The sequence below is a fragment of the Flavobacterium restrictum genome (genome assembly GCF_007097245.1).
Classification (GTDB): Bacteria; Bacteroidota; Bacteroidia; order Flavobacteriales; family Flavobacteriaceae; genus Flavobacterium; species Flavobacterium restrictum.
Window position 1 is genome coordinate 48,829 of sequence record NZ_VJZT01000003.1, and the last position, 26,230, is coordinate 75,058.

Consider the following 26,230-nt stretch of genomic DNA (forward strand, 5'->3'; position numbering starts at 1 on the left):
AGATTTTTAAACACATAGAATGACTAAAGTTTTATGTGTTTTTTTTTTACCTTTAATTTTTATTTTTCAACCTTTAAAAATACAAGAATGAAATACAATAGATGTGGAAAAAGTGGTTTGTTATTACCGCAAATTGCTCTTGGTTTATGGCATAACTTTGGCTCGGTTGATGTTTTCGAAAACGGAGAAAATATCGTTAAAACTGCTTTTGATAAAGGGATAACTCATTTTGATTTGGCAAATAATTACGGCCCAGTTCCAGGATCGGCGGAGACGAATTTTGGTAAAATCCTAAAAAATAATTTTCAAGGCAACTTGCGTGATGAAATCGTAATTTCGACCAAAGCAGGTTATGGCATGTGGGCTGGCCCTTATGGCGATTGGGGTTCTCGTAAATATTTGTTGTCGAGTTTAGACCAAAGTTTGAAACGGATGAATTTAGACTATGTAGATATTTTTTATTCGCATCGGTTTGATCCCGAAACGCCTCTTGAAGAAACCATGATGGCACTCGATTATGCCGTGCGAAGCGGGAAAGCATTGTATGCGGGAATTTCGAATTATAATGCCGAGCAAACTCAAGAAGCTACCGAAATTCTGAAACGATTGGGAACGCCTTGCTTGATTCATCAAGAAAAATACTCGATGTTTGTTCGAAAATGTGAAGCGGGATTACTCGACGTTCTGGAAGAAAAAGGAGTGGGCTGTATTGCTTTTTCGCCATTGGCACAAGGACTTTTGACCGATAAATACCTGAAAGGAATTCCTGAAGATTCTCGAGCACACAATCCAAATGGGCATTTACAACTCGAAGAAATCTCCGAAGAAAAAGTACATAAAATCATTGCCTTGAACGATTTGGCGAAAGCCAGAAACCAATCTTTGGCACAAATGGCTTTGGCTTGGGTGCTCAAAGACAATCGCATCACATCGGTTTTGATTGGGGCGAGTTCTGTAGGGCAATTGAATAATAATATTGAGAGTTTGCAAAATCTGTACTTTTCATCGGATGAATTAGTTGCGATTGAGGCGATTTTAGGGTAAGAAAAAAGGGAGCAAATACAGTATTTGCTCCCTTTTTTCTTTAAAAATAGTAGCTTATTTCAAGCTTATAATCGCGGATATTCCTCCTCCGCTTGCTAGATGAACCGTCATTTTGGTGGTTGAATCTACTGTGATTTTTTCTCTTTTATAATCTACGGCTGCTTTATCGGCATTTAGACCATCTGTAAATACATCAGCTTCGTATGTTTTTCCTTTTTCAAGGAAAGAGAAATCAATTGTAATGTCTCGAGCATCCCAATTGGTGATGGCACCAAGATACCATTTCGTTTCTTTTTTGCGAGCTATTGCTACGAATTTACCAACTTCGCCATCTAGAGCTACCGTTTCATCAAAAGTTGTTGGGATTTTGGCAATAAAATCAGTGCTTTCTTGCTCCTTCATATAGGCAGTTGGACTGTCTGCCAGCATTTGCAAAGGCGCTTCGAATATAGTGTACAAAGCCAGTTGGCGGCAACGGGTACCTTGGCTTTTTGGGTTGGAATGATCGGGTTTGAATTCGCTTTTTGTCGTATTTCGCATCGCACCGGGCGTATAATCCATTGGACCAGCCATCATCCGGATGAACGCAATGGTGCATTCATAACCCGGAACATCGTCGTTAGGAGTCCATTTGCTGTTTTCTAGTCCTTTTACCCCTTCAAAATTAAGAATGTTTGGGAATGTTTTTTGCAAACCAGTAGGTTTATACATTCCATGATAATCTAGCAAAAGTTTATTGGCAGCAGCAATTTTTGCAATTTCGTACAGCGAAGTAACCATTTTGGCATCATCACGATCCATAAAATCTACTTTGAAACCTTTAACCCCTTGATCGGCATAGGTTTTTAGAACAGATTGGGTGTTTTTGGTTAATGAAAACCACGAAGCCCACAAAATAATACCTACCTTTTTTTGTTTTCCGTAGTCAACTAATTCTTTTACATTCAGGGCTTTGTTTAGGTCTAATAAGTTGTCATCGGCACTCCAACCTTCGTCAATGATGACATATTCGAGTTTGTTCGCTGCTGCAAAATCAATGTAATATTTATAGGTTTGGGTATTGATTCCCGCCTTGAAATCGATGTTGTAAATGTTCCAATCGTTCCACCAATCCCAAGCTACTTTGCCGGGTTTTATCCAGCTTGCGTCCCCAATTCGGGATTGTGAAGCCAGTTTTTGAACCATATCGTTATTGGCTAACTCTTTGTCGTTTTCGCTAATAACCACAATGCGCCACGGAAAATTTCGAGTTCCTTTGGTCTGCGAAATATAATCCGCTCTTTTGGTCACAATTCTATTGATGTTGTTGTAGCCACCATTGGCTTCTTCTAGAGGAAATTGGGCAAAATCACCCACAAAACTAGTGCTTTTTGTCGGATTAGGAATCACATACATTCCGGGATAATCCTCGACATCTGCTTCTAGGAAAACGGCTTTTTTATGATTGGAATATTGTGTTAAGAAAGGCAAAAAAGCCAACGCATTGGGCGTGAATTCAGATATTTTTTTGTCCTCATACAAGGCTTCGAATGAGGAAATATAGGGGTCGATTGGGTTTCTTAAATCCCGAACATAAGGCATTAAAGTGTTGTAATCTTGATCGAAATTTAGAACCACTTCCTCGGATTTTACTGTAATGTCCTGCTTCTTTTTGGTGATAAATCGGTACGCTACGCCATCATCAAAAGCGCGGTATTCAATACTATAATCACCTTTGAAATTCAATACCAGTTGGTTATACTTATTCTCGACGGTTTTCTTTTTGTAAATAGGCGTTTCAAATGTGGTATGAATACTTTCTTTCTTGGTGTTTAAAAGTATTGGATTTTTACCCAAAATTTCGGCTTCATTTAGGGTCATAGCCATTGGCGAAGCCATCAAAATATTGCTTTTTTCGGCAGTAATAGCCCACGTTATTTTGTCCGAAAGTGCGATGCTAATTTCGATTTTTCCGTTGGGAGAAAGCAATTGAAAATTTTGTTTCTTTTGCGAAAAAGCATTGGTAACAAGCAACAAGGCTAGGAGTAAAAGGGTTGTTTTTTTCATAAGGGATAGTTTAGAAACTTAAATGTATGTATTTCTATTTTAATTCCAAATTGAATTTTTTTACAATCTCCAAAGTCGATTTATCCGATGAAAAAACAGAGTTCAAGCCCTGTGGTTCCTGCGGTGGATCCGTAGTCAAAGGGTCTCCGGGATTCCATTTTCCGTCTTTGTTAACCGCTTTTCCTTCGCCACCAAAACCCCAAAAATTAGCAGCTTGCAAGGCACCTTTTTTGGCAACACTTTCTGCAACTCGGCTAAAAATATAGTTATAAAAAATATCCCTATTGCTTATTGCTGCTGTGGCAACCAACGCTTCGTTCTCTCTAGGTAGACCAAATTCCTCAATAATAATTGGTCTTTTCAAATGATTGGCAACCGCAACATGCTCATCGATATATTTCCCAGCATTTTCTAGCGTTGTTGGCAAGGTTTTTTCGGCATTATCGGCCTTAAACCAATTCCAGTTTTTAGGCCAAATGTGCATGGTTAAGTAATCTATATTTTTATTGGCATGCGTTTTCTCGTAGGTTTCCATGTTGTCATTGGAACTGTTTCTGCCTTCGGAACCCGTCGAAATCAAATGGTTTTTGTCTAAACGATCCATTAAGTTGACTATATTGTTAAGCCAAATCGTGAATTTCCCTTCGTTTTCGGGTGTGAAACTACGGGGTTCATTCCCCACTTGCCACGCCATAATGGTATTGTCTTGGGTATATTTTCTTTTGGTGTAGGCATTAGTTCTGCTCATAATAAATTTCACATCAGCATTCAAAGCTTCCATACACGATTCGCAACTATAGAACTTGGCGGTATATTCCATGAACTGCGGCCAGGTATTAGGCGGAATCGCAGGAACGGGAATCGCACCTTTGCCGCTCCATTCTAGATATTGTGACATTCCGCCAGACCATTCCCAGTTATTGGTCAAGTACAACACGGCATACATCTTGCGTTTGCCCATCTCGGCAATCAAAAAATCCAAGCCATCCAGTAAATCTTGATCGTATTTTCCTTGCTCGTATTGCAAAGCGGGGCGAACGGTATAATCGTATTTTCCGCCATCGGCACCTACTAAAATTCGCAGGTTATCAATACCATTTTTGCGCATTACATCCAGCTCCCGAAGCAATCTCTTGCGGTCACCCACTTTCTTGGAAGCCAGTAAACTTCCGTACCAATAATTGGTTCCAATGTACGCATACGGTTTGTCCCCTTTAAAGAATTGAGTTCCTTTTACCGTAATTCTGGGTTGTTGTTTTTGTGAGAAACCCACATTTGCACTAAAAAGACAGAGCAATACACCCGCTATGGCAATTGATTTTTTCATATAATTTGTTTTTTTAATTTTTTACACCTTGGTTATCAGGCAATGTCATTAAGTTAAGAGATTTTCGATTGAAGATTAATGATTTTTGATTTCAGATTTGGTGTTAGTAAACAAAAAATTGTCGATTTTGAAGGTCTCGGACATCTGAAATCAAAAATCATTAATCAAAAATCTACAATCAAATTTATTGATTTTCCCTTAACTTAATAACAATGGGTTATTAGGAGCTATTTCCTGCTATTCGTTACAAGTCCTCACCCCAAAAGCAAAGTTTCTAAACGGTAAAAGGAGCTTCCTCTGGTCGCTCTTTTACCGCAAGAAACTTTTGCTTTTGGGTCTCCGGGCTTTTCACTCCTATCAGGGCTAGGGCATTGGGACGGATTTAGAAACTATTTTTTATTTAGGCAAAACATACATACTTGGCAGCGTATTTACGAGAGCAGATTTGGTTTTTGTAGCAAAATCTTTAAAATCTTGCGCATTAGCGGCAGTAGGAGTAGGCACATAGTAATTATTTCCGCCATTGTTCCAAAACATGACATAACTAATTTCGATACTATTTGCTGTCAAAGCATTGTATAAATAAGTAGAAAACCATCCTGAAACCGCTGTTTTTGTAGCTGTTACTTCGTAGCCCGTTTCGGTCATAGCAGCTATTTTTACTTTGGTTTTAGCCAAATCAGAAACCATTTTCAACTTTGCATTTGCTCTGTCAGACCCTGCTTGTCCTTGGTTGTTTAGATCGCCATAATTGTCCATTCCCAGAACATCTATATAGGCATCGCCTGGATAGCGACTCAAATAATTTGCCGAAGTCGTATAGGAATTATCAGGAGAAAAAGCATATAGAATGTTATGAACCCCTTTAGTATCTCTCAAATAAGTTACCGTAAATTGATATACCGCTTTGTAGTCCTCGGCCGAACAAAAGCTTGCTCCCCACCAAAACCAACTGCCATCAAACTCATGGAATGGTCTAAAAATGATTGGAATCAATTCGCCATTAGCTCCTTTTAAATTAGAAACTACGCTGGCCACTTTGTCTAGTTTGGTTTTGTACCACGCATGGTTTGTCCCACCAGGCAAAATACTCTTGAAAGCAGTTGCTTTTTGTTCCTCGGTTAAGTCTGCGGCATAAAAACTATCTTCTTTATTGGGTTCTCTCAAATGCCAACAAAAGGTGTTGATCATTCCGTTGCTGTAGGCAAGTTTTGCATCATCAAGAGTCTTTTTTTCTTGTTGGTAAAACCAATTGTTGCTTTGACCATTATTATTTTTATCCGTAATGAACATAAAATCCGAACCCATAAGTGCGGGGTCAAAACCAGTTGTTTTCTTGATGTCAGATAATCCTGTGGCATCCTTATAAAACCCACTATAAGCGGCTTGTTGTCCAATGGCGAACTTGGTTTTGGCAAGCTTTTTTAAATTATAAAACAAAGCCACCGTCTCTGTCGTAGCAGCTGGATCGACCATATATGTTTTTACGTTTTGGGTTGTAAGCGCATCAGTAACAACAACGGGAACTGGATTGGGATCTATGACTAGGGTTTCGTCTTCTTTACTTTTGGAACAACTAGCAATTACCACAGCAATACTGGCAATTATAAATTTTGTATATTGAATTTTCATTTTTTTGGAGGTTTAATTTTAGATTTAAATTTTATTGGTTGTCCATTTTTATTTGAATGTCATCCGCTACCAGTGTTCCGGTGCAGGCGCTCAAAGCAAGTATGATTCTAAATTTTTTGGTACCATCAGGAATGGGAATGTTTTTTTTGAAGTATGTCCAATCCGTTGTTCCTGTAACCGTTCCCACGAGTTGGTCGTCACTTGTTTTTATTTTCCCGTCTCTAGTTAACTCGATAATAAACATGCCGTTGTTCCAAGGATCTTTGCCTTGTTTGATGTCTTTGGCTTTAAGCCAACCCGAAATTTCGATTGTTTTTGTTCCTGCTGGCACATCGGCAGTTTGGTCGATTGCCGTCCATTCCGCAACGGTTGCCGTTATCGTTACCGCTGCATTTCCTGCTTTTTGGTCAGTAGTAAGGACAATTCCTGTTCCGTTCCAGTTTTGTAACCCGGCTTCAAAACTGGCGTTTACAAAAGGTTTTGGTATGGCTTCTTGCGCGATTGCTTCGGCTTGCATGATTTTGTTATATTCGTCCTCGGTAACGGTTACTGCTTTGATTTCGTCAAAAAATACAATGCCAGGCGTACTTTGTAAGGCGATTAGCATTTTGATTTTTTTGGCACCTTGGGGTACAAGAATAAGTTTTGAATACAATTTCCAATCTGCAGTTCCTTTGACTTGGGCAATGTTTTCGGAAACAATTTGCTTGTCGGCACCGTTTAGGAATTCGGCGTTAACAATGCCAGCACCATAGCTTTCGCCACCTTGTATGGCATCTCCTTTGACATAAGCGCTAAAGGCAATGGCATAGGTTCCTTTTGGAATGTTTATTTTTTGATCGGCACCTTTCCATTCTTTACCTACATATTGTACAATCATACAGGATCCGGCACCTACTTTCTTGACAACCCCATTTTGATTCAAGTTATCTGCCCACCAACCATCGGTGTTTTGATCAAAACCACCGTTAATGACTAGGTTTTTTTGAGCAAAAGTAAGCGAAGTGCTCATTGCGATTAGGATGTATAAAAGTGTTTTCATAGGGTTTGGATTGTGTTAAAAAAGGAGGAAGGCAGTATTAATTTGGAATGCGCTGAATCAATTCGATGCAAGCTCTACTGTTGTGATAGGGACATTTCCAAAAACCGGCTTTGTCTTTATCCATTTTGGAATAATCATCGTTTATGCCCCAAAACCATTCGCCGTTTTGGGTGTCTAGGATGTGGTTTTGTATAAATTCCCAATTTTTAAAAACAATATCCAAATAGTCTTGATTTCCAGAAAGCTCCCAAGCATTGAAGTACCCAATTAGTAATTCAGCTTGTGGCCACGAGTGTTTTTCGGCCATCATTTGGTTGGTTTCTGGGTCAAATTCATACCACAATCCACCATCAGTGTCGATTCCCTCCTTGGTCGCATTAGCAATTAGAAGGGCATGTTTTTTATACCGTGCTATTAAATTTTCGTCGCCTACAATTTGGGCACATTGGAGTAGGAGCCAAGCTGCTTCTATGTCATGACCGTATGAGATTACATCCTTTTTTTCGACCCAATTTTCGTCAAAAAACAAGTGTAAATGTCCCGTTTCTTCATTCATAAAATGCACATCGATGGTGGTAAGCAACTCGACGATGTCGTTTTTCAAGCTTTCGTCCTGCCATACTTTGTACAAATTGGCATAGCCTTCTACAATATGCAAATGCGTATTCATTGTTTTCTTTTCGTTGGCATCTTTTTCGCTCAAACGCAAATCCTCGATGGGTTGCCAATCTCTAGTAAATGCTTCTAGATAGCCTTTGTTTACAGGATCATAACTGTGTTCTTGTATTTTTTGGTACAAATGAATGGCTATTTTTAATGCGGATGTGTCATTAGAAATAGCATAATATTCAGCCATGCCGTAGATGATAAATCCTAAAGCATAGATTTGGTTTTTGGTATCTTTTGGAAATCCATCATGCGTTAGACTCCAATAAAAACCACCAAATTGTGTGTCATAAAAATTCGTTTTGATGTATTGAAACGCTCTTTTTGCGATTGCCTTTTGGTTTTCGTCCTTTGTAATTTGGAACGAAGCCGCAAAAGCCCATAAAATTCTGGCGTGCATGACAGCCCCTTTTTCGGCGGTTGTATTTACGTGATTATTACAATCGATTTGACCTATAAAACCGCCATTTTCTAAATCCAATGTATGGTTTGACCAATACGAAATAATCGCATTAAGTTCAGCTGTGAGCTCGGTTTTAAGTGTTTTTAATGGTGTTGTCATGCTTTAAATTATACTGTTTTTTTATTTTTTTCTACTTGTTCGATAATCGTATTTACCGATCCAGCAGAGGTAAAAGTATCTTCGGGAGAGTTCGTTACATAATCTACTAATTGCGCTACCGAAGAAACGGCAACATGCATACGAGTATCCGAGGAAGCGTAATAAATAAATACGGTACCGTCATTGTCTTCGATCCAACCGTTTGAGAACAACACATTGGATACATCACCAATGCGCTCTAAACCTTCGGGAGCCATAAAATGTCCTGCTGGTAAATGGGTAACTTTTGAAATATCATACAAGTCCGTCATGAACATATATAAAGTGTAGCGTAGTCCGGCAGCCGTGTTTCGAACTCCGTGGGCTAGGTGCAACCAACCTTTATTGGTTTTTATAGGAGCGGGGCCTAGTCCGTTTTTCAATTCATAAACGGTATGGTATTGTTTGCCATAAATGATTCTTTCATCATTTACAACGGGATTGGTCATGTCAATAATAAATCCTAATCCAATGCCGCCACCATTGCCTACATCGATAAATCCATCTTGCGGACGCGTGTAAATAGCATATTTTCCGTCAACAAATTCGGGATGCAAGACTACATTGCGTTGTTGTCCCGTATTCGAAATTAGGTCAGGAAGGCGTTCCCAGTGGATTAAATCTTTGGTGCGCACAATTCCAGCATTTGCAATAGCGGTACTGGTATCTCCTTTTGGCGCTTTTGGATCTTTTCTTTCGGTGCAAAAAATACCGTAAATCCAGCCATCTTCATGGTTTATTAAGCGCATATCATATACGTTCGTATCGGCTTCTTCGGTTTGTGGAATTACGCACGGTTTGTCCCAAAACTTAAAATTATCGACACCATTAGGACTTTCGGCAATAGCAAAAAACGATTTTCTATCGGCACCTTCTACACGAGCAACTAGAATGTAGGAAGCTCCCCATTTCATTGCGCCAGCATTGAAGGTGGCGTTAATGCCTATTCGTTCCAAAAGCAATGGATTTGTTTCTGGGTTGAAATCATATCGCCATTCTAAAGGGGCATGTTCTCCGGTTAAAATAGGATTTTTATAACGGGTATAAATTCCATTTCCTACGGTATTTTGAGGTTCGTTTTTTCGGGCTAATAAAGCATTGAATTGGTGTTGAAGTTCCAACTTTCTTTTTTCTAAATCCGTATTCATTTCTTGTGTATTCATAATTAAGAGTTCTAGTAAGGCGTATTATTTTATTAAATTTCTTTTGGTATTCAGTTCTTCTTCTATAGTTTGCAATTTGGATTCGGTAAGCGGGTAGAAAAGTATAAATACTACTGATAGTACAGCTGCCACCGCAGGTAGTAGGCTCAACATCAATTGAATTCCGTGTTGGGTAACGGCAGTTTGCTCGATATTTGCCTGAAATCCGTAGTATCCTAACAGCCATCCTGTTGCAGCACCACCTATAGTCCAGCCAAATTTTTGAGACATAGACGATGCCGAAAAGATAAGTCCAGTAGCTCTTCGGCCTTGTTTCCATTCCGAGTAATCCGCACTATCCGCATACATGGACCAAATTAAAGGGAATACACAGCCTGCGCAAATGCTGATTAAAACTTGGAAAGCCATGATGAGTACCACATCTCCTTTTCCGAAAAAATAGAAAACAACACTTAAAATTGCGGCTAAAGTCATGGCTCCAAAAAAAGTATTTTTTTTACCAATTTTATTCGCAATGGGCGTGGCTATTATAACTCCAATAATGTTTGCTGCTTGTCCTAAAACTAAATAGAGCGAAGTAGGCGTCATGGCAAAATTTTCGCCAAAAAGCGTAAAACTATAATTAACGGTACTGCTCACGTAGTATTTAAAATAATAAACAGCAGCTCCATCCCGAATAGAATTGAAAATTAAAGCACCCACTCCAGCACCCAAAAGAATCCACCAAGGTTTGTTTTTTAAGAGGTCATTCAAATCCTCTTTTAAATTTGGTTTTTCGTCATTGATAGGTTCTACTCGCTCTTTGGTCAAGAAAAAACAAGCCCAAAAGAATAAAGTGGTAATAACTCCAAATACGATTATGGTATACAACCAGCCCGTTTTTGAGTTTAAACTTCCTCCAAAATGAGTAACAAGTGGCTCTATTAACCAAAGCGCCAGTAGGCTTCCGCCAAAGGCAAAAACCATGCGATACGAGGAAAGCGTTGTACGTTCTTTCCTGTCCGATGACATTACGCCAAGTAACGATGCATAAGGCACATTAATGATAGAGTACACCATCATCATGAGTGAATAGGTTACGTAGGCATATATTATTTTCCCTTTTTCGTCAAAATCTGGGGTGTAAAAAGTCAATATTCCGATTAATGCAAAAGGTATGGCAGTCCATAATAAATAGGGTCTAAATTTTCCCCAACGGGTCTTGGTACGATCCGCAATAATGCCAACTAATGGGTCAAAACAAGAGTCCCAAATACGGGTTACCAGAAACATAGTTCCCACCACAGCAGGGGCTAACCCAAATACATCGGTATAAAAAAACATAAGATACATGCTGAATATTTTCCAAAACATGGATGAGGCTGCGTCGCCTAATCCGTATCCTACTTTTTCTTTTAAGCTTATTTTTTCATTCATTTTTTAATTGGTTTTAGGTTTTTGGTTGTTAGTTTTTTTTATAGAGATGGGCTTTGGCAGCTTCTTTTTCAAAAAGAGTTTTTGGAAGTTGGTAGAAATTTACAAAATCTTTTTCGCTTATTTGTCCCGTGTACGGCGCATAGTAGTGCATTTTTTGCTCTTTTTCTTGCCATCCAAAATTTCTCCAAAGCAGAACATACGAAATTTTGTAATCGCCAATTGCTTTTAGCAATGTATCCGTCCACCATTGTGCATACGGAATTCCTTCATAGCCCGCTTCGGCAAAAGCAATTAATTTATGTTGTTCGTGGGCAATTTCATCGATAATTTTAAATTGTGATTGGCACTCGTCTATAAAAGAAGTACTTTTTGTAGGATCGTTGTACTGGTAATTGTCAAAACTCAAAACATCAGCAAATTCAGTACCTGGATAGTTTTCTAGAAAAACTTCTCTGGTCTTAAAACCTCCAGTATTGTAGACGTAAATTAAGTTGTGAACCCCTTTTTTTTGCAAATAGGCGAATGAAAATTTCCATAAAGTTTTAAATTCTTCCGAGGTGCAGTTTTCTTTTCCCCACCAAAACCAGCCTCCGGTCAATTCATGAAAAGGGCGGTATAAAACAGGAATTGCTTTTCCTTTGGCGTCTTTTAAGGACAATAAAAAAGCCGCTTCTTTGTCCAGCCAAGTTTTGAATGTAGCATGATTTTCGCCACCAGGCAAAATGCTTGCTAGCGATTTAGTACTGTTGTCCCAAGCTGTTTTTCCAGTCATGGGATTGTTGAGGTGCCAACTGATGGTGTTAATACCGCCTCTTTTTTGAACCGCAATGATGTATTGTCTTATTTTGTCAAAAGGAACGCCGTCAAGATTTGTTTTGGAGTCGTTTTCAATACCGCCTAAATCCCATCCGTATAGGGCTGGAAAATCACCTACAACATCTTTTACATCGCTTCTTCCGTCCTCATATTTCCAGTTCACACCGTAGGCTAAATCATCTTGATGCCCAAATAAGAATCCTTTTTGGGTTAATTTATTCAAATTTTGGTATAAAATTTTGGTTTCAGAAGTCGCTTTTTTGTCGGATAAAGTTAATTTAGTATCAACACGTTGTGCTGTTAACGAAAATGAGCTTCCCAGGACAAAAGAAGTAAGTAGTACCGCAATGGTTTTTTTCATGTATGAAGTTGTTTAGGTATGAGGTGTTTTTTTAGTTGAATTTTGTTTTGTTGGTTTTGTAAAACCGAAATCTCACATTTTATTTTTTTGTTAATTTCATTATTAAAAGTATAAAATTTATAGTGATAAAAAATGATTTGTGTTTATTAAGACAACTGTTTTTATAAAATCAATAATTCTATTTTTCAAAGATAATTGTAAGCCTTCTTCTTATTTAGTATTATATTATCAATTATATATCATATTATTGCAAAAAAAAATACGATATGAGCAATTTGAAAAATTTTTATAGAGAAATAGCTCCGTTGTCTTCCGGAGATAGTTTTTTGGTGTTTGATAGAGTCAAGGATAATTTTGATTTTCCAGTGCATTATCATCCTGAATTTGAAATTAATTTCATTAAAAATGGACAAGGAGTTAAGCGTGTTGTTGGCGATAATATTGAGGAAATTGGGGATATAGAGCTGGTTTTGGTTGGGCCAAATCTCTATCACGGCTGGGAATTGAATAAATGTAAAAACAAGGAAATTCATGAAATAACCATACAATTTCATAACGATTTGTTTCATGATTCGTTATTGTCTAGACGAATTATGGCACCAATCAAGGAAATGTTTAATCGCTCGATACATGGTATTTTATTTTCAAAAAAAACAGCCGAAGAGCTTTATGACCGCCTAATTAAAATTTCAAAATTAGACGGAATGGATTATTTCTTGGAAATAATTTCTATCTTGTATGACTTGGCTAATTCTAGAAATCAAAGGCTATTGTCAACATTTACAGTTGATTACGATACGTTTGATGATTATGACAAAATGAAATTAGTCTATGATTATGTACAAAAAAACTTTGCCGAAAAAATAACACTCGAAGATGTTTCAAATGTGGCTAGTATGTCTAGTATTTCCTTCAATCGCTTTATCAAAAAACGTACTGGTAAGACATTTGTCAATTATATTAATGATATTAGAATTGGATATTCGGCTAGGTGGCTGGTAGAGAAAGACTTAAGTATATCTGAAATTGCTTTTCGCTCTGGTTTTAATAATATAGCCAACTTTAATAGAAGTTTTAAAGCCATTAAAAAACGAACTCCAAGCCAGTACCGTGATGATTTTTCGGGGCTAAAACGAATTTTATAATCCTTCCCTTTTTTTATAAAAAAGATACGAAATCGATTGAAACCCTTATGAGTATTGACTTCGCAATTGTTGTTATCGTAGTGTTTTGCTGTTTTTTTTATACATCTACTAATTTTTGGTTATTAATATTGAGTATGTCGCATGTGACATTGCGTTAAAGTAAAAATATTATCAATAAATGATATAATACTATTACTATACTGTTTTGTTGTGTTATAAATTTGTTAATTATAAACCAACTTAATTAATACCTATTTAACTTTTGATTTTTCATAGTCAGAAATTAATAAACTTAACTAACTAAACATTTATTATGAAAAAACTATTGTCTAATTTAACGCATTGGAAAGGCAATTTGAGAGCATTTCCGTTATTGTGTTTTTTATTACTAGCAAGCAATTTTATTGCTGCGCAAATCAAGGTTCAAGGTGTTGTTTCCGATCCAAATGGAATGACAATACCAGGTGTAAATATATTAGTAGTAGGGTCGAAAGAATCCGTGTCGACTACTATTGATGGGAAATATGAAATTGTTGTCCCAGCAAATGCCACTTTATTGTTTTCTTTTGTGGGATATGTTTCTCAAAAAGTTGCGGTAAAAGGTGCTACTAAACTTAATGTAACCCTAAAATCAGCTACCGAGGATTTAAAGGAAGTTGTTGTAAACGTAGGGTACGGAACTCAAAAGAAAAAAGACGTAAACAGTGCTATTTCAAGTATTAAAAGCAAGGATTTAGGAGATTCTCCTCAAGTAACTTTGGATCAAATGATGCAAGGAAGGGCAGCTGGGGTTACTGTTACCAATAATTCTGGACAACCTGGCGGGGATGTATCGGTAAAAATACGAGGTACAACTTCAATTGGAGGGACTAATGAACCTTTGTATGTAATTGATGGTATTCCCATTTCTGGAGATGCCACTAATTCATCTACAAGCGGGAGACCTTTGGCTGGAGCATATACTGGTTCCAATGCTGCAAGTGTTACCGTGAGTCCGTTATCCTTGATAAATCCTAATGATATTGAGACAATGGATATCCTTAAGGACGCATCAGCTACTGCAATTTATGGTTCTAGAGGGGCAAATGGTGTGGTTGTAATTACAACTAAATCAGGAAAAAAAGGCACTGGAAAATTAACCTACGATACGTATGTTGCCTCACAAGACCAAGCTAAATTGTTGGATGTGATGAATTTAAGACAATTTGCTACGCAACAAAATGCGTTGGCATTGCAAACTGGTAGAACGGATGCTTTACGTGCTGAGTTTGCAAAACCAGAGTTGTTGGGCGAAGGGACAAATTGGCAAAAAGAAATTTATAAAACAGGAGTATTAATGAGTCATCAATTGTCTTTTTCGGGAGCCAAAGATGGGATGAGTTACTACGTTTCTGGGGGGTATATTAATCAAGAAGGAACTGTCATCGGGTCTCGATACAAGCGGTACAACTTCAAAACCAATTTAGATACAAAAGTAAAAGAATGGTTGAAAATGGGTGTAAATATTTCAACGGGTATTTCTAATGAGGACATTACACTCAACGGATCGTCAAATGGAATTGTAAGTACTTCAATACTAGGAAGTCCAGATGTTGCCGTGAGAAACACAGATGGAACGTATGCTGGGCCACCTCCATCAGTAGCTGGACGTCCAAGTTATAACTTTATAAACCCAGTTGCAGCCGCATTTCTTAAGACCAATAATCTTATCCGAAAAAGCTTCATGGGTAATTTTTATTCCGAAGCAAAGTTAGCCAAAGGGTTAGAATACCGTTTTGAATTTGGAGGTAGCACTGAAATTAGTACTAACGAGGAGTTTAATCCTACCTATAAATGGGGCGCTTCTACTAATGAGCACGCAAGTCTTATTGAGAGAAATCAAAGTTGGTATAGTTTAAACATCAAAAACTTACTTACATATAAATTGACTTTAGGAAAAAGTAATTTTAATTTATTAGCGGGTCAGGAAGCCAATGATTCTCATTGGGAAGGAAGTGCCGTTGGGGTAAGTGACTTTTTGTCGAATGATTTGACGACGATATCTCTTGGTGATAAAGCTTCATTAGTTTATGGGGATTATAAAGGGAGTGCCGCTTTGTATTCTTATTTTGGAAGATTAGTTTATGATTTTGACGGGAAATATGGGTTGAACGCAACCATGAGAGCTGACGGTAGTTCTAAATTTGCCGAAGGGCATAAATGGGGTTATTTTCCAGCAGTTTCGGTTTCTTGGAAATTATCTAATGAATCCTTTATGGAAAACACCAAACAATATATTGACAATATCAAGTTTAGATTAGGATACGGAGAGACTGGAAATCAAAACATTGGTGGTGGTGCTTACTTGTCTAATATTAGAAAACTGGGTACTTTTGAAGGAAATGGATTCTTGGCTGATAATATTTCTAATCCAGCATTGCAATGGGAAACCTCAAAACAAGTAAACCTTGGTTTGGATTTTACACTGTTTGATTCAAAATTATCTTCAACAATCGACGTATACCGAAAAAAATCAGAAGGGTTTTTATACAAATTGCCTTTACCTATGTATTTGACCGGTTTAGAGTCCTACCAAGGCGGAATAAATGCTCCTATGTCTAATGTGGGAAGCATGGAAAACAAAGGAATTGATATTACATTGACGTATGCTAATAAATTTGGTAGTGATTTCTCTTGGAACTCCACCTTAATTTTTTCTAAATACGTAAATAAATTATTAGAAATTACCAATGGACTTAATCTACAAAGAGAAGCTACGCTTACTTCAAATGATGCAAAAACAGTTACAAATACTGTTGTAGGACAACCAATTGGTCAGTTTTATGGATTACAATCTTTAGGATTAATTCGTACCGAAGCACAATTGGCATCGGCACCAATTCCGCATCTTGGAACCAAAGACGAACCAAGTCAACTGGGGGATGTTTTGTATAAAGATCAAGATGGCGATGGTAAGATAACGAATAAAGATTATGTGAGTATGGGGAATCCTCATCCTGATTTTACTTACGGTTTTACTAATAGTTTTAAATACAAAACATTTGAATTGTCTGTAATGCTACAAGGTTCTCAAGGAAATAAAATTTTGAATTTAACTAGAAGAGCAGGAACAACAAACTCACAATTATATCAAAATCAATTGGCCGAAGCTGCTGATTTTTGGACTCCGGATAACATTAATGCCAAATATCCAAGACCAATTCTTGACGCCAAAGGGCATGCAAATATGGTTATATCAGATCGTTATGTTGAGGATGGTTCTTATTTAAGAATTCAAAATATAACATTCGCTTACTCCTTGCCATCGGAATTGGTGGCCAAAGCTAAATTATCTAAAGTGAGACTTTACACAGGGATTCAGAACTTATATACATTTACGAAATACTCTGGTTATGATCCAGAGGTAGGTTCTTTAAACCAAGATGCGTTACTTTCAGGAGTTGATAATGGACGTTATCCTTCTCCAAGGACTTTTACATTAGGTTTAAATGTTGAATTTTAAAAATAAAACAAAATGAAAAAAAATAGTATAAATATAAAAAGAGCAATCTTATTTTTTGTCCTTGCATTATCGACTTCCTGCTCAAAGGATTTTCTAGATCGTCCTTCGGAAGATGGATTTGATACCTCCAATTTTTATTCCTCGGATGAGCAAGTCGTTCGTTCTACCTCTGCTTTGTACGGAAAAATTTGGGCACCATTTTTTACTAAATGTTTCTATGCACTTTCAGAGGTGTCTTCTGGAAATTTATATGCTGGTGATGACGGAACAGAATTAATTAAGTTTCAAGCCTCGTCAGAAAGTCCTTTGTTGTTAAACCCTTGGGGAACTTGTTTTGGTGTTGTAGCACAATCGAATAACTTAATAAACACTCTTAAAGCTTCAGTTGGGCCAAATGTTTCGCAACCTGTTCTTGAAAATACCCTTGCCGAAGCCCACTTTATGCGTGCTATTGCCTATTTTTATTTAGTAAGAATATGGGGTCCAGTACCAATTATTGAGAATGGTTTGGATTATGTAACCAACCCAAATATCAATAACAATAGAGTTGAAGATGTTTATACACTAATCGAAAAAGATTTGCAATACGCAGCAGATAATCTTCATACAAAAGTAAGAGGAGCTAATTATTCTCAAAACATTAGAGTTTCAAGTGGTTCAGCCAAAGCTTTTTTGGCCAAAATATATTTGTACCGTAAAGAATATGCTAAAGCAAAAGCCTTATCAGAAGAAGTAATCAACAGCGGTGAGTTCAAATTGATGGCTAATTACGGGGATCTTTTTAGAATTAAAAATAATAACAATGAGGAATCTATTTTTTCTTGGCAATGGATTGCTGATGGAGGCTACCAAGATGCAAATTTTTCAAATGTTCAATATGGTCCTGATGTACTGAATGAAGTAAGTTATGGTGCTACTTATATCCCGTCAAAAGATATCATAAAAGCTTTTGAAACTGGCGATAAACGCAAAAGAGAGAGTATCATGACGGATGGGGATTATTATCCTGAATTGACCCATGATGGTGGCGTTGGTTTTACGTGTTCAAAAGCCAATGGTTTTCTTGATGCAACGGGCGCCTTGGTAAAAAAATATGTGGTAGGCAAAATATCTGCCGAGACTGGAGCACAAGATGCTTGGGGTGGTACCAATTCCTGTAACTATATCATGCGTTACTCTGATTTGTTGTTAATTCATGCCGAAGCTATTATGGCTGGAAGTGCGGAGACGACAGATGCTGCGGCTTTGGTTTCTTTCAATCAAGTTAGAAATAGAGCTGGATTACCCTCCAAAACCAAAATTACGCATGCCGATATGATGCAAGAACGAAGAGTTGAACTCGCTTTTGAAGGAGAATATTGGTATGATTTAGGGCGTTTGCCAGCAGCCGAAGCAATCTCGATAATGTCAAAACAAGATAGAAGTGCCTATTCTAAAACACCTGCTTACTACACGCCAACCGAAACGGATCTTATCTATCCTAAACCAAGTAACGATGTAAACAAAAATCCAAAACTTAACGAGCCACCAGTTCCTTATGTTTTTAAATAATTAATCTAAATAAACAAAATATTATGAAAAAATTAAATTTTTCACATTTGCGGAGCTTCCTTGCAATAGCTTCCTTGTTCTTGATAAGTTGCCTTGCGTCATGTAACAATACAGATGATAGCGCATCGACTACGACAACAATTGAGAGTGTTAATACAGCATTAAACACACCTACTGATGGATCACCTGTACAAATTGACGTACCTACCCAAACTGGACTTCCTAATAATACCTATTTTATAAAAGGAACTGGATTCTTGACGCTTCAAAAAGTATATTTCAATGGAGTGGAGAGTTATTTTAACCCAACACTAGTTACGGATACCGTAATTGTGATCACAATTGATCAAGATACCCCTTATGAAAATGTATCTAGTGAGTTGAAAGTGGTTACAAAAAATGGTACAGCAACATATCATTTTGTGATTGCACCCCCAGCACCAGTTTTAACAAGAGGATTTAGCCCAGTAAATGCAGCTGATGGTTCTACAATGACTATTTATGGGGACTTCTTTCTAGATCCAATTGTTACTTTTGGAACAATTCCTGCTACCGTAATTTCATCCACTTTGACCGAAATTAAAGTTAAAGTTCCAGTAGGTGCCGATAAACAGTTAGTATCAGTAAAAACTATATCAGGAACAGCAACCTCTACGTATGCTGTTGGTACTGCAATTTTTGATGAGGTTGGTTTTTATGGTCTTGATTTTCCTAGTTGGAACAATCATACAATTGTATCGGACGAAAAAGCAGATCAGGGGCTCGTTTACATCAAAAAGAAAATGGATGCTTGGGGCAACATACAAGGAAACTGGGGTTGGTATGATAAAATTGCCGATTATAAAGGAATAAGATTCTCGATAAAAGCAGAAAGTTCGGGTAAGTTAAGGTTGATTTTTAATGGTGGTTGGAGTGATGATGTTGCACCAGAATTGGATGTTACTACTGAATGGACAACCTATGAATTCACGTGGGAACAGTTACAGAATGCAACAAGAGTTCAAAATATTTCATTTAAAAACACCTCAAAAAGTGGAAATGATGGTATTGAAAATACTTTTTACATAGACAATATAGGATTTGTTTTGAAAAAATAATTTTTGTTTTTTTTGAGTTAGTTTTAAGAAATTCCCTAATCTGAGCAATTAGGGAATTCTTTTTTATAGCTATTTCAGTTGGTTTAAGGTGAAATTCTTTGCCGTAAATTAACTGTTGTTATAGTTCGTGGATTGTAAAGGATGTATTTCTTCCCCAAGAAAAGAATGCTTCAGCAAGGGTGTTTCAAAATAAAATAATAGCAACAATTGAAAAAAAAGTATCACTATCTTTAGTTACTATTCACTATTCTTGTAGGTTGAACAATTCATTAGCTCGTTAAAAATCATTAAATGAAAAATTCCCATAAAAACCTTTTCTTATTCCTTATATTCTTTAGTTGCTGCCTATCCGTTTTTTCGCAATCCAATACCAAGAACCGCGAACACATTTCCATCGACAAAAATTGGCAATTTGCCTTCGGACATCCCTTTGATACCGCCAAAGATTTCGGGACAGGAACGGGTTATTTCTCCTATCTGGCCAAAACTACTTATGGCGATGGAGCATCGGCAACCGATTTTGACGATCGCTCTTGGCGAAAACTCGATTTGCCACACGATTGGGCTGTCGAGCAAGGTTTTAGCGAAAAAGCCAGTTACAGTCACGGTTTCAAAAACATAGGAAGACCCTTTCCAGAAACCAGCATTGGCTGGTACCGAAAAAAAATAAACATTCCCGAAGCCGATTTAGGGCGTAGAATCCACATTGCCTTTGATGGTGTTTTTCGCAATTCAAATGTTTGGTTCAACGGGCATTATCTGGGCAATAATCCATCGGGATATTTGGGTTTTGAATACGACGTAACCGATTATATCAACTATGGAGGCCAAAATACCATCGCCGTTCGAGTCGATGCGATGATGGAAGAAGGCTGGTTTTACGAAGGTGCCGGTATTTATCGCCACGTTTGGATCAACAAAACCAATGCGTTGCACGTTCCCGCAGACGGAACTTTTGTAACCTCCAAAATCACTAAAAACACGGCTCAACTAACTTCAAAAGTTTCAGTGATTAACGAAGGTACTAAAACTCAAAATTTCAAAATCGTTCAAACTGTTTTGGATGCAACAGGAAAACCAATCGCCACAGCCACTATCGATAATCTGAATTTGCGACCAATGGAAACCAAAGAATTTGAAGCAGAATTAACCGTTGCCAATCCAAATTTGTGGTCGGTCAATACGCCGTATTTGCATAAAATGGTAACCAATATTTATTCAGGAACAGCACTAACCGACACCCAAACCACCACTTTCGGAATCCGAAGCCTGCGTTTTGATGCCAACGAAGGTTTTTTTCTGAACGGAAAACATATTAAAATAAAAGGAACCAATAATCATCAAGACCACGCAGGTGTTGGGGCTGCAATGCCCGATGGTTTGCAAGATTTTAGAATTTCCACTTTAAAATCTTTTGGGTCTAATGCTTACAGATGTTCGCATAACCCGCCCACTCCGGAGCTTTTGGATGCCTGCGACCGCCTAGGAATGCTAGTCATTGACGAAACCAGATCGATGGGAATCACAAACACCCAACTAGGAGAATTAAAACGAATGATGCTTCGAGACAGGAACCATCCAAGTATCATCAGTTGGTCTATCGCCAACGAAGAATGGGGAGTTGAAGGGAATATCATTGGGGCTAGAATGGCACGAACTATGCAGGATTATGCCAAAACCATCGACACCACCCGTGGAATTACAGCCGGAATTAGCGGCAATTGGGACAACGGAATTGCCACTGCCGTAGATGTTGTGGGCTACAATTACATCAAACACGGCGGTAAGGAAACCACCGACAAGCACCACCGTGAATTCCCGAATCTGGCCAGTTGGGGAACCGAGGAAGGTTCGACTTTTGCCACCCGAGGTATTTATTTTGAAGACAACCAAAAAATGTACAAACCCGCCTACGATATGCCGCAATCGCCCAACGCACACAGCATCGAACAGGGTTGGAAACACTACGATTCCAGAGCCTATCTCGGCGGAATGTTCATCTGGACGGGCTTTGATTACCGTGGCGAACCCACGCCTTACGTTTGGCCTGCAACGGGCTCTTATTTTGGAATGCTCGATCAATGTGGGTTTTACAAAGACGATGCCTGGTACTTAAAATCGTGGTGGGGAAGTGAACCCGTTTTGCATCTTTTACCGCATTGGAACTGGAAAGGCAAAGAAAATCAACCCATCGATGTTTGGGCATACAGCAATTGCGATGCCGTAGAATTGTTTCAGAACAAAAAAAGTTTAGGAAAAAAAACAATGGAAAAAAACGGTCATCTCGAATGGAAAGTCAACTACCAAGCCGGAACTTTGGAAGCTATTGGGTACAAAAACGGCAAGAAATTCCTAACCGAAACCATCAAAACCACTTCCGATGCCGTAACTATTGGTTTGCAATCGAACACAAAAACAATTCAAGCCAATGCGACTGATATTGCTATAATGACCGTCGATACCAAAGATAAATCAGGACTTTTTGTTCCTACTTCCGAAAACGAAGTAAGCTTCACCATTTCGGGCCCAGCCAAAATAATTGGCGTTGGAAACGGAAAACCAACTTCGGTAGAACCCGACCAGTTTTTAGAAACCATAACTGTTGTTCCTATCTCGAATCTGAAAGAAAAAATCGTTAATTCCATTGCAGAAGCTACAGAAACTGACGATAATTTAGATATTTCCAATTGGGACAATGCTTTCAAAGACAGTCGGGACACCATTTTTGCCAAGAAAGTAAAAGCCATTATTTACAGAGCCCATTTTGATTTGCCCGAAAATTTCAATCAGGCTAAAATCAACTTTTCTTATAACCCCATCGGCAAATCGCAATCTATTTATATTAATGGAAAACAAATTGCCAACAACATTCCCGAAAACAAAAATGGAGACAGTTTTATCTTGGATAAAGCCAATCTTCGGGCAGGAAAAAACAGCATCGTTATCGTAGCCGAGCCTTTAACCTATAAATATAGTTGGAATCCCGTAAACACCAGTCCTGGAACCATTCAACTCATTGCTGCTGCACCCATTTGCAAACGAACCTTGTTTAGCGGTTTGGCACAAGTGATCCTGCAATCCACAGGCGAAGCAGGCGAAATAGTTTTGACTGCAACCAGTAATGGACTCAAAAAAGGGGAAATAAAAATAAATGCAACAAAACCATAAAGGTTATTTGGGCGTGACCCTCCGTAAAAACTGCGGGTCGGGCTGTACGTTCCCGCTTTTTTATAGCTGGCAGAAAAAGCCAGCTATAAAAAGAGCTCCACTGCCATCCCTCACGCAAAACAAGGGAAAGCAAGACCATCCTATTGAAAATAATCTGCGTAAATCTGCAAGATCTGCGTGCCAAATAAAAAAACAAACCACTATAATTAAACACAATCTAAAATGAAAAAATTACTCCTCATACTACTTTTAAGCGGTAGTATTATTCAAGGTTTCTCACAAGGAAATAAGCACGCTCAAGGAGCAGGAAAATTTGAAGGACTTGCCATGACACCGCCCATGGGTTGGAACTCTTGGAACACTTTTGAAACCAACATCGACGAAAAATTAGTCAAAGAAACTGCCGATATTATGGTCTCGTCAGGTATGGTAGCAGCGGGCTACACGTACATCGTTCTCGACGATGGCTGGATGGCAAAGGAACGCGATGCAAATGGGGATTTAGTACCAGATCCAATCAAATTTCCGAGCGGCATGAAAGCGTTAATAGATTATGTACATGGCAAAGGATTAAAGTTTGGTTTGTACAATTGTGCAGGGACGCAAACCTGTGCGAGTTACCCAGGAACACGTGGTTATGAATATCAGGATGCTCGTTTTTATGCCAAATTAAACATCGATTACTTGAAATACGACTGGTGTAATACTGCAGGAATCAATGCTCCCGAAGCGTATGCAACGATGAGTAATGCTCTTAAAACTGCTGGGAGACCTATCGTTTTTAGTCTTTGCGAATGGGGCGACAACAAACCTTGGGATTGGGGAAAACCTATTGGAAATCTTTGGAGAATTTCGGGAGATATTTATCCTTGTTTTGATTGCGAGTTCCATCACGAAGAAGGAAATTGGTCCTCTTGGGGGTTTATGAAAATTGCCGAAATGCGCAAAGATATTCGTAAATTCTCCGGTCCCGATCATTGGAACGATTTTGATATGATGGAAGTGGGCGACGGAATGACCAATATTGAGGATAAAACTCATTTTGCCATGTGGTCTATGCTCGCATCACCCCTGATTGCTGGAAACGATTTTAGAAAAATGTCCAAGGAAACATTGGCTATTTTGACCAATAAAAATTTAATTGCTGTCAATCAAGACAAATTAGGAATTCAGGGCTTCAAATATTCGTCACAAGATGGATTGGATATTTGGGTAAAACCGTTATCCGATGGGAATTGGGCCATTACCTTTGTGAATAGAAGCGATGTGACCAAAAAAATTAATTTCGATTGGAAGAAAAACCCAATCAAAGATGCTGATTTTGGTTACGAAGCCGATTTTAACAAAATCATTTTCAAAATAAAAGACCTTTGGGCAAACAAAGAGATAGGAACTACCAAGAAAGTATTTGCTGCTGATTTGGCTTCGCATGATGTGATTACGCTGAAATTAACAAAATAAAACAGGATGAAAACTAAAATAATACTGCTCGTTTGTTTACTTATTTTTGGTTTATCGAATGCCCAATTTGTAAAAAACCATGGCAAGTTAAAAGTTCTGGGAACACAATTAGTAGATCAAAATAATGACCCAATTGTACTTCGAGGAATGAGTTTTGGCTGGCATAGTATGTGGCCAAGATTCTATAATCAAGGAGCTGTAAACTGGCTTGCCAAAGATTTTAAATGTACCGTTGTGCGTGCCGCAATGGGAGTAGAGCTAGGTGAGCAACCGTATATAAAAGCACCTGATTTTTCAAAAGCGAAGGTCGAAGCAGTGGTTGATGGGGCTATCAAAGCGGGGATTTATGTTATCATAGATTGGCACAGCCACAACATTAATTTGAAAGAGACAAAAGTTTTTTTTGCCGAAATGTCTAAAAAATATGCTAAATATCCCAACATTATTTATGAGGTATATAACGAACCCGATTACGAAACTTGGGACGAAGTCAAAGCCTATTCGGAGGAAGTGATTGCCGTAATTCGAGCCAATGACCCCGATAATATTATTCTGGTAGGTTGCCCACATTGGGATCAGGACATTCATTTGCCTGCAGCAAATCCTATAAAAGGCAATACTAATTTGATGTACACGATGCACTTTTATGCTGGAACACACACAAAAGAATTGCGTGATCGAACAGATGAAGCAATCAAAAGTGGTTTGCCCGTTTTTGTTTCTGAATCGGCGGGGATGGAAGCCACGGGCGATGGCCCTTTGAATCTTGTGGCTTGGAAAGAATACATTGATTGGATGGAAACCAAGAAATTGAGTTGGATTACTTGGTCGGTTTCAGATAAGGATGAAACGTGTTCGATTCTTAAAAAATCTGCCCAGTCAGAAGGGAATTGGAAAACCGAAGATCTCAAAGAATCTGGAATTATAGTCCGAGATTATTTAAGAAAATACAATACTCAAAAATAATTAGTTTGCCACTATTTTTTGAAACTCCATTTGTAAAAGCAAATGGAGTTTTTTTTTGAAATACTTTTTTTTGAAAAAAAACAGCAATGGGGGTAGGGTTTTTTTAGACAAAAGTGTTTTATCATAAGAAACCAAAATAGGCACGTTGAATTGGAATTTTAAAAAAAAACCAACTTGTTAATTTAAAGTAATGCTATTAGAATGGGATTGCCATTCATGGGATTTTAAAATGGAATAAATATGAATTTGAAAATTATTTTTTTAAGTGTTATCCTTTTTTCTTTTTTAGCACAAGCGCAACAAAAAGATGTTTTTGATGTAGCCAGAAAAGGAACATTGGTAGAGATGAAAGCTATATATGATCAAAGTCCCGAGCTTATAAATACAGCAAATGAAGGGAAATCTACACCGCTACTTTTGGCTTGTTACCGCGGGAATCAGGATGTCGCTTTGTTTTTGAGTGATAAAGTCAATAATATTGACTACAATTCTGGAATGGGAACGCCCTTGATGGCGGCGGTTATGTCTGGCAATTTGGTCATTTTAGAAAAACTTATTGCACTTCATGCCAATGTAAATTTGGCGGATACTCAAGGCAAAACAGCATTGATTTATGCGGCTTTTTTTAACAAAAACGACGTTGTAAAAGTATTGCTCAAAGCGGGTGCCAATGCAAAACTAAAGGACAGTGATGGTAAAACAGCATTAGACTTTGCAAATTTTAACAAAAACACCGAGTTGATTATATTATTAGATCACTAAACATAGATTGATATGAACAGAAAAGAATTTTTTGCAAGAGTAGGTTTTGGAGCAGCAGCAATTTTAGTTCCTGCTTGTATTGCAGGTTTAGCAACCAGTTGTCAAAGCGAGGGATCACCAAGTGTAGCTCCGTCAAATGTTGATTTTAATGTTGATGTGAGTTCCGGTTCGCTAGCGACCAACGGCGGTTTTATGGTGAGCAATGGCATTGTTATCGCAAGAACTTTGACTGGAAGCTATCTAGCAGTATCGGCTTCTTGTACGCACCAAGGGACGAATGTGAATTATGATTCAACTGGCAATAAATTTGTTTGTCCCAATCACGGAGCACAATTTAGTAGCACAGGTGCTGTTACTCAAGGTCCAGCTTCGAGTAATTTAAAAATGTACAACACTGCATTGAGCGGTAACACTTTAAGAATTTATTCCTAAAATAATATCTTGAATGTAGTACAACTGTTTTT

At 38.0% G+C, this 26,230-nt stretch carries 18 protein-coding genes; 10 read left to right on the forward strand and 8 right to left on the reverse strand.

All coding sequences use genetic code 11. The features are described 5' to 3' along the window. Positions 1-87: 87 nt before the first annotated feature. The gene (locus FNW21_RS04065) at positions 88-1,044 is read left to right on the forward strand and encodes an aldo/keto reductase (RefSeq protein ID WP_144255468.1); all 957 of its coding nucleotides are present in this window, start codon (positions 88-90) and stop codon (positions 1,042-1,044) included. Positions 1,045-1,098: 54 nt separating this feature from the next. Here the strand turns inward: FNW21_RS04065 and FNW21_RS04070 are convergent, their stop codons facing one another. The 8 genes from FNW21_RS04070 to FNW21_RS04105 form a co-directional block, all read right to left on the reverse strand. Beyond that, the gene (locus tag FNW21_RS04070; RefSeq protein WP_144255469.1) at positions 1,099-3,090 is read right to left on the reverse strand and encodes a glycoside hydrolase family 97 protein; all 1,992 of its coding nucleotides are present in this window, start codon (positions 3,088-3,090) and stop codon (positions 1,099-1,101) included. A 34-nt stretch (positions 3,091-3,124) separates the two neighbouring features. Continuing rightward, positions 3,125-4,417 carry a glycoside hydrolase 5 family protein gene (locus tag FNW21_RS04075; protein ID WP_144255470.1) on the reverse strand — a complete coding sequence of 431 codons (1,293 nt, stop codon included), beginning with the start codon at positions 4,415-4,417 and terminating at the stop codon, positions 3,125-3,127. A gap of 396 nt (positions 4,418-4,813) precedes the next feature. Next, positions 4,814-6,049, reverse strand: coding sequence for a glycoside hydrolase family 26 protein (locus tag FNW21_RS04080; RefSeq protein WP_144255471.1), 1,236 nt, complete (start codon positions 6,047-6,049; stop codon positions 4,814-4,816). 31 nt (positions 6,050-6,080) lie between these two features. Then, positions 6,081-7,091 carry a carbohydrate binding domain-containing protein gene (locus FNW21_RS04085; protein ID WP_144255472.1) on the reverse strand — a complete coding sequence of 337 codons (1,011 nt, stop codon included), beginning with the start codon at positions 7,089-7,091 and terminating at the stop codon, positions 6,081-6,083. 37 nt (positions 7,092-7,128) lie between these two features. Then, positions 7,129-8,319: an AGE family epimerase/isomerase gene (locus FNW21_RS04090; RefSeq protein WP_144255473.1), complete on the reverse strand. Its 1,191-nt coding sequence runs from the start codon at positions 8,317-8,319 to the stop codon at positions 7,129-7,131. An 8-nt stretch (positions 8,320-8,327) separates the two neighbouring features. Next, positions 8,328-9,521 (reverse strand): glycoside hydrolase family 130 protein, encoded by a 1,194-nt coding sequence (locus tag FNW21_RS04095; RefSeq protein ID WP_144255474.1) that lies wholly within the window; start codon positions 9,519-9,521, stop codon positions 8,328-8,330. Positions 9,522-9,545: 24 nt separating this feature from the next. Then, complete coding sequence (locus tag FNW21_RS04100) at positions 9,546-10,937, reverse strand: MFS transporter (protein ID WP_144255475.1); 1,392 nt, start codon at positions 10,935-10,937, stop codon at positions 9,546-9,548. Between the two features lie 28 nt (positions 10,938-10,965). Further along, the gene (locus tag FNW21_RS04105; RefSeq protein WP_144255476.1) at positions 10,966-12,114 is read right to left on the reverse strand and encodes a glycoside hydrolase family 26 protein; all 1,149 of its coding nucleotides are present in this window, start codon (positions 12,112-12,114) and stop codon (positions 10,966-10,968) included. Between the two features lie 266 nt (positions 12,115-12,380). On the opposite strand from FNW21_RS04105, the gene FNW21_RS04110 reads away from it, so the two are divergent. The 9 genes from FNW21_RS04110 (at position 12,381) to FNW21_RS04150 (ending at position 26,198) form a co-directional block, all read left to right on the forward strand. Then, the gene (locus FNW21_RS04110) at positions 12,381-13,259 is read left to right on the forward strand and encodes a helix-turn-helix domain-containing protein (RefSeq protein WP_144255477.1); all 879 of its coding nucleotides are present in this window, start codon (positions 12,381-12,383) and stop codon (positions 13,257-13,259) included. A 313-nt stretch (positions 13,260-13,572) separates the two neighbouring features. Then, entirely contained in the window at positions 13,573-16,761 is a 3,189-nt protein-coding gene (locus FNW21_RS04115; protein ID WP_144255478.1) for a SusC/RagA family TonB-linked outer membrane protein, read from the forward strand. Positions 16,762-16,773: 12 nt separating this feature from the next. Next, positions 16,774-18,312 (forward strand): RagB/SusD family nutrient uptake outer membrane protein, encoded by a 1,539-nt coding sequence (locus FNW21_RS04120; protein WP_144255479.1) that lies wholly within the window; start codon positions 16,774-16,776, stop codon positions 18,310-18,312. Positions 18,313-18,335: 23 nt separating this feature from the next. Then, positions 18,336-19,409 (forward strand): IPT/TIG domain-containing protein, encoded by a 1,074-nt coding sequence (locus FNW21_RS04125; protein WP_144255480.1) that lies wholly within the window; start codon positions 18,336-18,338, stop codon positions 19,407-19,409. Positions 19,410-19,700: 291 nt separating this feature from the next. After that, positions 19,701-22,577 carry a beta-galactosidase GalA gene (gene galA, locus FNW21_RS04130; RefSeq protein ID WP_144255481.1) on the forward strand — a complete coding sequence of 959 codons (2,877 nt, stop codon included), beginning with the start codon at positions 19,701-19,703 and terminating at the stop codon, positions 22,575-22,577. A 222-nt stretch (positions 22,578-22,799) separates the two neighbouring features. After that, a complete protein-coding gene (locus tag FNW21_RS04135) occupies positions 22,800-24,038 on the forward strand; it encodes a glycoside hydrolase family 27 protein (protein WP_144255482.1) in 1,239 nt (412 codons plus the stop codon). A gap of 6 nt (positions 24,039-24,044) precedes the next feature. After that, positions 24,045-25,004: a glycoside hydrolase family 5 protein gene (locus FNW21_RS04140; protein WP_144255483.1), complete on the forward strand. Its 960-nt coding sequence runs from the start codon at positions 24,045-24,047 to the stop codon at positions 25,002-25,004. 240 nt (positions 25,005-25,244) lie between these two features. After that, a complete protein-coding gene (locus FNW21_RS04145) occupies positions 25,245-25,766 on the forward strand; it encodes an ankyrin repeat domain-containing protein (protein WP_144255484.1) in 522 nt (173 codons plus the stop codon). Positions 25,767-25,778: 12 nt separating this feature from the next. Next, positions 25,779-26,198: a QcrA and Rieske domain-containing protein gene (locus FNW21_RS04150; protein WP_144255485.1), complete on the forward strand. Its 420-nt coding sequence runs from the start codon at positions 25,779-25,781 to the stop codon at positions 26,196-26,198. Positions 26,199-26,230: the final 32 nt, after the last annotated feature.